The organism is Kitasatospora sp. NPDC036755 (genome assembly GCF_040636595.1).
Classification (GTDB): Bacteria; Actinomycetota; Actinomycetes; order Streptomycetales; family Streptomycetaceae; genus Kitasatospora.
The window spans coordinates 1-6,786 of the sequence record NZ_JBEZUT010000403.1 but is presented as its reverse complement, the minus strand read 5'-3'; the positions used below and the strand labels follow the sequence as shown (position 1 = coordinate 6,786).

The window sequence follows — 6,786 nt, the reverse complement described above, 5'->3', positions numbered from 1 at the left end:
GGGGGCGGCGCTTCCCCCAACCGGGGTGGGTGTTTTGTACCTTTAGCCGGCCGGGGGGGGGGGGGGGGGGCCCCCCCCGCCCCCCGCCCCCTCCCGTCCCGCTCCGTCGCTCAGATCTCCCGCAGGTACTCCGTCATCACCTGGAGGAACCGTTCCGGCTCCTCCAGGTTCGGCATGTGGCTCGACTCCTCGAACAGCTCCCAGCGCACGTCGCCGATCCGGTCCAGGAACGGCTCCAGCGTCGCGGGCGTCGCCTCGTCGTGGCGGCCGGAGACGACCAGGGTCGGCACGTCGATCCGGTCGCAGGCGTCCTCCACCGACCAGTCCTTCAGCGTGCCGACGACGTGGAACTCGCTCGGCCCGTTCATCGTGTAGTAGACGGTCGGGTCGTTGTACACCTCGTAGAACGAGGCGAGGTAGTCGCGCGGCCAGGGCGTCAGCCGGCAGACGTGGCGCTCGTAGAAGACCCGCATCGCCTCCTGGTACTCGGGGTCGCCGGTGGTGCCCGCGCTCTCGTGGCGGCGCAGCGTGTCGTCGACGCCGGGCGGCAGCTGGGCGCGCAGCTCCGCCGCCGCCCGGAGCCAGAGCGGGTACGAGGCGGGGGCGTTGGCGATGACCAGGCCGCGCAGGCCGGCCGGTCGGCGGCCGGCGTGGGCGGTGGCGAGCAGACCGCCCCAGGAGTGGCCGAACAGGACGTAGTCGCCGCCGATGCCGAGGTGGCCGATCAGGTTGTCGAGCTCGTCGAGGAAGAGCTCGGGGGTCCAGAAGTCGGCGCCCCGGTCCGGCAGGTGGGTCGATCCGCCGTTGCCCAGCTGGTCGTAGTGGACGACCGGGACGCCCGCCGCCTCTGCCAGCAGGGAGAGGTTGAGCAGGTAGTCGTGGGTGCTGCCGGGGCCGCCGTGGACGACCACGAGGGCCGGCCCGCCGCCGAGTTCGCCGGTGACCCGGTACCAGGTCTCGTGGTCGCCGAAGGGTGCGGTGGCCTTGGTCGTGGGAGGCGGGTTGGGAGGCAGTGTCGTCACGCCGTGAGGCTACGAGGGGGAGGTCGGCGGGCCTACCCCTAGGCACCCCAGAGGGGCCCCGGCCAGCCGGTTCACGCCCCTCCGCCCCGGATTAGGGGGACCGGCCCGGCCGTGCCGGCAGTACTGTCGGCACCGCAGAGGACGAGACCGGCGGACCGACGGAGGAGAGAGGCGTGAGCCAGGGCACGGCAGAGGCGTCGACGGGGCAGCCCGCGAGCGCGCCGGAGCACGCCCGGGAGGCGGCCGTCGGGGCCGTCGCCGCGCCGCCGGTCCCGCTGGAGGAGCGGCAGCGCCGGTTCAAGGCCGCCATGGGCCGCTACCCGAGCGGGGTCGCCATCGTGACCACCGCCGATGCCTCCGGCGACCGGTGGGGGTTCACCGCCACCTCCTTCTGCTCGGTCTCGATGGCGCCGCCCCTGGTGCTGTTCTGCCTGGCGAAGTCGGCCCAGTGCCACCCTGCCTTCCTCACCGCCCGGTCCTGGGTGGTGCACGTGGCGGCGGCGGAGCAGGCGGAGCTGGCCCTGCGCTTCGCCACCCGGGACGCCGACAAGTTCGGCGGCCGGCGGATCACCCCGAGCACCGACGGGCACCCCGTGCTGGACGGCTCCTGCGCCGTCCTGGAGTGCACCACCCGCGACCGGTACGACGGCGGCGACCACACCATCGTGGTCGGCGAGGTGACGGACGCGCAGGTCCTCGGGGACCGGCCGGTCGTCTACTTCCAGCGGGACTTCCGCACGCTGTCGGCCCTCTGAGCCACCCGACGCCCCAGCGCCGGCCGCACCGGCCGGCGCCCGATCCGAGGAGCACCCGTGTCCGACACCGCCACCGCGGCGCCCGAGGCCGACGCCATCGCCGCCACCACCGAGACCGTCGAGGTCGTCGAGGTCGTCGAGGAGGACCTCCTGGTCGAGGAGGTCTCCATCGACGGCATGTGCGGCGTCTACTGAGCCGGGAGACCGACGTGTTCGACGCGACCCGCCCCTACCGGTGTTCGCCCCGAGTGGCGCTGCGCCCCGAGCCGTTCGGGGCGCTGGCCTACGACTTCGGCACCCGTCGGCTCTCGTTCCTCAAGACCAGGCTGCTGGTCGACGTCGTCCAGGGGCTGGAGCGGGCGGCCGACGTGCACTCCGCCCTGGTCGCCGCCGGTGTCCCCGAGCCGCAGCGCGCCCCCTACCTGCGGGCGCTGGCCGGCCTGGCCGAGACGGGCGTGATCGAACCGCAGGACCACCACAAGGAAGAAGGCAGTACCCCGTGAAGCTGGTCGACCAGTTCGCCGCCGGCCTGGACAGCCCGATCTGTCTGACCTGGGAACTGACCTTCGCCTGCAACCTGGCCTGTGTGCACTGCCTGTCCTCCTCGGGCCGCCGGGACCCGCGCGAGCTGACCACCGAGCAGTGCAAGGCCGTCATCCGCGAGCTCCAGCGGATGCAGGTGTTCTACGTCAACCTGGGTGGCGGCGAGCCCACCGTCCGGCCCGACTTCTGGGAGCTGGTCGAGTACGCCACCGACCACCAGGTCGGCGTGAAGTTCTCCACCAACGGCGTGCGGCTCACGCCCGAGCGGGCCCGCTGGCTCGCCTCGAGCGACTACGTGGACGTGCAGATCTCCCTGGACGGTGCGACCGCCGAGGTGAACGACGCCGTCCGGGGCGCGGGGTCGTTCGCCACCGCGGTCCGCGCGATGGAAAACCTGGCCGAGGCCGGCTTCCGCGGTTTCAAGATCAGCGTGGTGGTGACCCGGGAGAACGTCGGCCAGCTCGACGAGTTCGCCGCGCTCGCCGCCCGCTTCGACGCCCAGCTGCGGATCACCCGGCTGCGCCCGTCCGGCCGCGGCGCGGAGGTCTGGGACCGCCTCCACCCCACCGCCGAGCAGCAGCGCGAGCTGTACGAGTGGCTGCTGGTGCACGGCGAGTCCGTCCTGACCGGCGACTCCTTCTTCCACCTGAACGCCCTCGGCTCCGGGCCGCTGCCGGGCCTCAACATGTGCGGCGCGGGCCGGGTGGTCGCCCTGATCGACCCGGTCGGCGACGTCTACGCCTGCCCGTTCGTGATCCACGAGCAGTTCCTGGCCGGCAACGTCCTGGAACCGGGCGGCTTCGCCGGGGTCTGGCGGGACTCCCCGCTGTTCCGGAGCCTGCGCGCGCCCCAGTCGGCGGGGGCCTGCGCGAGCTGCTCCGCCTACGACGCCTGCCGCGGCGGGTGCATGGCCGCCAAGCTCTTCACCGGTCTGCCGCTCGACGGCCCCGACCCCGAGTGCGTCCGCGGCCACGGCGACCTCGCCCTCACCACCGCCGGCGCGGTCCCCGCGCCCGCCCACGACCACTCCCGCCGGCGCCGCGCCCCCGTCCCCGTCACCATCGGCCGCCGTCCCGACCCTGCCACGCCGCCGACCGCCGCCCGCCCCTGCGACACCAGCCCCCTGGACCTCGCCGTCCGCTAGGGCCCGGGGCCCGGCTGCCGGAACGCCGGACGGGCCGCCTCCGCCGGGTGGCGGGGGCGGCCCGTCCGGGTCCGCTCGGGGCGGTGCCGGGTCAGGCGCCGATGCTGCGCGGGTGGCGGAAGAAGTTGTCGCGGTCGTAGCGGCGCTTCACGTCGACCAGGCGCGGGTAGTTCTCCGCGTAGTAGGCCTCGCGCCAGTTCTCCAGCCTGGTGCTGGGGAAGTTGACGTAGGCGCCGCTGGCGATGCGGTCGAGGACCGTCGCGCCGGCGTCGACCCAGGCCGCGGCGGCCGGGCCGTCCTGGTCGTTGGGCTTGTCGAGCTCGGCGACGTAGCCCAGGACGTACAGGGCGTCCCGGTTGACGTAGGCGGTGTCGGTGCGGCCGACCCGGCTCACCTGGCCGCCGAGGCCCATGCAGTGCAGGAAGCGGCGCTGGCCGGCCCGGCGGTCGGCGTCGAAGGCCTGCACCAGGTCGGTGATGCCCGCCGCGCCCTGCCGCTCGGCGACGAAGCGGTACGCCTCCTGCTGATAGGCGGTCCGCGGGAGCGTCGCGCCCGGCGTCTGGCCGACCCGGTGGCACTGGTCCTGGGTCAGCTCGCCGCAGTGGTAGACCTCCATCTGCGCCTGGGCGTAGGTGCCCTCGGCCACCACCCGGGTGAGGGGCGCGGCGTTGACCGCCCCGGCGAAACCGTCCAGGATCGCGTCCAGTTCGGCCTTCGGGCCCTGGTAGCAGCCGGTGAGCAGGACGGTCGGCGTGTTGCCGGGGGCCGCGTCGGGCAGCGCCAGGATGAAGGCGGAGCCGAAGCTGTCGGGGCCGTCGACGAGGGAGTCCTGCCACGCCGCGAACAGGCTCTCGGCCTTCGACCAGTCCCAGGTCAGGCTGAAGTAGACCTGGGTGGGGGCGTCGATCGGCCGGACCTCGAAGTCCACCACCACGCCGAAGTTGCCGCCGCCGCCACCGTTCAGCGCCCAGAACAGGTCGGGCTCGTTGCCGGCGGTGGCCCGGACGGTCCGGCCGTCGGCCAGCACGATCGTCTGGGCCACCACCCGGTCCGAGCCGAGGCCGAACTTCCGGCTCTGGTAGCCGATTCCGCCGCCCGGGATGAACCCGCCGGGGCAGACCGTGGCGCAGGTGCCGGCGACCACCTGCTTGCCGTACGGGGCCAGGGCGCTGAGCGCGTCGACCGACTTCGCCCCCGGGCCGATGTGCACCGTGCCGCCGGTCGCCACGGCCTGGTTCAGCCGGGAGGTGTCGACGACCAGGCCGTCGCCGGTGGACCAGCCGGAGAAGTTGTGGCCGCCGCTCCTGGTCCGCAGCCCGAGGCCGTTGTACTGCGCGAAGGAGATCGCGGTGCGCACGTCCCCGGGTGTCTCGCAGTACACGATGCCCTGCGGGGCGACCGCGTCGTAGCTGGCGATCTGGAGCTGCTTGGCCAGGTCGTAGCCCAGGTCCGAGGGCAGCACCAGGGAACCCTGGAGCCGGTTGCGCAGCCGCAGCCACTCGGTGGCCGGGGCGCCCCAGACCGGCGCGGCGGCCGAGCCGGCGCCGATCACGGCGGTGGCCAGGGCCAGTCCGCCTCCGCCGCGGAGCAGAGTCCGCCTACTGATCATGTTTCCCCCCTGCCGGGGGCCCGGCACCCGCGGTGCGCGGGGCCCCCGAAGCTCGAACGCGTTTCATCGAGAACGTATGTGCGCGTGATCCGGCCGGACCACCCCTAAGTCCCCCCTCCGAGCTGACGTGACGTCAGTCACGGGGCGAGCGGGCGCGCGAACGCACGGGAGCTCAACTCGGCTATGAGGAAGGCCAGTTCCAGCGACTGCTGGCTGTTCAGCCGGGGGTCGCAGGCGGTCTCGTAGCGGTCGGCGAGCGCGGTGTCGTCGATCTCCTGCGCCCCGCCGGTGCACTCCGTGACGTCGTCGCCGGTGAGCTCGACGTGGATGCCGCCCGGGTGGGTGCCCAGCTCGCGGTGGACCTCGAAGAAGCCCTCGACCTCGTCGGCGATCGCGTCGAAGTGGCGGGTCTTGTAGCCGCTGGCCGACTCGTAGGTGTTGCCGTGCATGGGGTCGCACTGCCAGACCACCTGGTGCCCGGAGGCCGCGATCCGCTCCACGATCGGGGGGAGCACCTCGCGGATCCGCCCGCTGCCCATGCGGCTGATCAGGGTGAGCCGGCCCGGCACCCGGTGCGGGTCGAGCCGCTCGACGTACTCCAGGGCCTGCTCGGGGCTGGTCCCCGGGCCCAGCTTCAGGCCGATCGGGTTGGCGAGCAGTTCGGCGAGGGCGATGTGGGCGCCGTCGAGCTGCCGGGTGCGCTCGCCGATCCACAGGAAGTGCGAGGACAGGCCGTACAGCCGCGGCTCGCCGGCCGGGGAGCGGTCCACCCGCAGCAGCGCCTGCTCGTAGTCGAGCAGCAGCGCCTCGTGGCTGGCGAACATCTCGCCGGTGTCCGGGGTGTCGTGGCCGGCGCCCCAGGCCGACAGCAGGCCCACGCCGCGCTCGATCTCCAGGGCGAGCAGCTCGTACCGGTCGCCGACGGTCGAGGTGCGCACGAACTCCCGGTTCCAGTCGTGCACCCGCCGCAGGTCGACCGCGCCGTCACTGGTCAGCGTCCGCAGCAGGTTGAGGGTGATCGCGGAGTTGCTGTAGGCCCTGAGCATCCGCTCCGGGTCGGCCCGTCGGGCCTCGGGGGTGGGCTCGGGCGCGTTGACGATGTCGCCCCGGTAGACCGGCAGGCCCAGGACGTCCGTCGCGTTGGACCGCGGCTTGGCGTACTGCCCCGCGAGCCGGCCGACCTTGACGACGGGCAGGCCGGTCCCGTACGCGATCACCATGGCCATCTGCTGGAGCGTGCGGATCGTGCCGCGGACGTGCGACTCGGTGTTGCCGGTGAACGTCTCGGCGCAGTCCCCGCCCTGCAGCAGGAACGCCTCTCCCCTGGCCACCCGGGCCAGCCGGGCGCTCAGCCGGTCGATCTCGGCGGGCGAGGTGAGCGGGGGCGCGTCGGCCAGCACGGCCCGGACGGCGCCGGTCCGTTCCGGGTCCGGCCAGCTCGGCTGCTGGGCGGCGGGACGCAGCAGAGCGTCCGCCAGCCGTGCCCGCAGCTCGGTCGGCAGTTCGGTCGGCAGTTCCGGCGCGTCGAGCCGGCGCTGCGGCGGGTGCGTCATCGTTTCGGTCATGGGATCTCCGCCCGTCTGCTGGGTGGTTCTCGTGGGGTCTGCGGGGCGCCCGCCGGTGCCCCGGCCCCCGCGCTGAAAACCGAGTCGGCAAGCGAAGGGCTCAACAGCGAGATCGCCGTCCGGCTCGTCTCGCAAGCCGGCGAGTACT

At 73.6% G+C, this 6,786-nt stretch carries 7 protein-coding genes; 4 read left to right on the top strand and 3 right to left on the bottom strand.

All coding sequences use genetic code 11. The annotated features are described in order from the left end of the window. Positions 1–110: 110 nt before the first annotated feature. Positions 111–1,022 carry a proline iminopeptidase-family hydrolase gene (locus tag AB0E96_RS36375; RefSeq protein ID WP_359830316.1) on the bottom strand — a complete coding sequence of 304 codons (912 nt, stop codon included), beginning with the start codon at positions 1,020–1,022 and terminating at the stop codon, positions 111–113. A 173-nt stretch (positions 1,023–1,195) separates the two neighbouring features. Between AB0E96_RS36375 and AB0E96_RS36370 the strand changes: the two genes are divergently transcribed. From AB0E96_RS36370 to mftC, 4 genes are read left to right on the top strand one after another with little or no spacing between them, the layout of a single operon-like run. Beyond that, on the top strand, positions 1,196–1,777 hold the full coding sequence (locus tag AB0E96_RS36370) for a flavin reductase family protein (RefSeq protein WP_359830314.1): 582 nt from the start codon (positions 1,196–1,198) through the stop codon (positions 1,775–1,777). 57 nt (positions 1,778–1,834) lie between these two features. After that, complete coding sequence (mftA, locus tag AB0E96_RS36365) at positions 1,835–1,972, top strand: mycofactocin precursor MftA (protein WP_359830311.1); 138 nt, start codon at positions 1,835–1,837, stop codon at positions 1,970–1,972. 14 nt (positions 1,973–1,986) lie between these two features. Further along, positions 1,987–2,280 (top strand): mycofactocin biosynthesis chaperone MftB, encoded by a 294-nt coding sequence (gene mftB, locus AB0E96_RS36360; RefSeq protein ID WP_359830309.1) that lies wholly within the window; start codon positions 1,987–1,989, stop codon positions 2,278–2,280. Next, positions 2,277–3,464, top strand: coding sequence for a mycofactocin radical SAM maturase (mftC, locus tag AB0E96_RS36355; RefSeq protein WP_359830307.1), 1,188 nt, complete (start codon positions 2,277–2,279; stop codon positions 3,462–3,464). Before mftB ends, mftC begins: the two co-directional genes overlap by 4 nt. A 91-nt stretch (positions 3,465–3,555) precedes the next feature. On the opposite strand, the gene AB0E96_RS36350 is transcribed toward mftC, so the two are convergent. After that, a complete protein-coding gene (locus tag AB0E96_RS36350) occupies positions 3,556–5,073 on the bottom strand; it encodes an FAD-dependent oxidoreductase (RefSeq protein WP_359830305.1) in 1,518 nt (505 codons plus the stop codon). Between the two features lie 137 nt (positions 5,074–5,210). After that, complete coding sequence (locus AB0E96_RS36345; RefSeq protein WP_359830303.1) at positions 5,211–6,638, bottom strand: class II 3-deoxy-7-phosphoheptulonate synthase; 1,428 nt, start codon at positions 6,636–6,638, stop codon at positions 5,211–5,213. Positions 6,639–6,786: the final 148 nt, after the last annotated feature.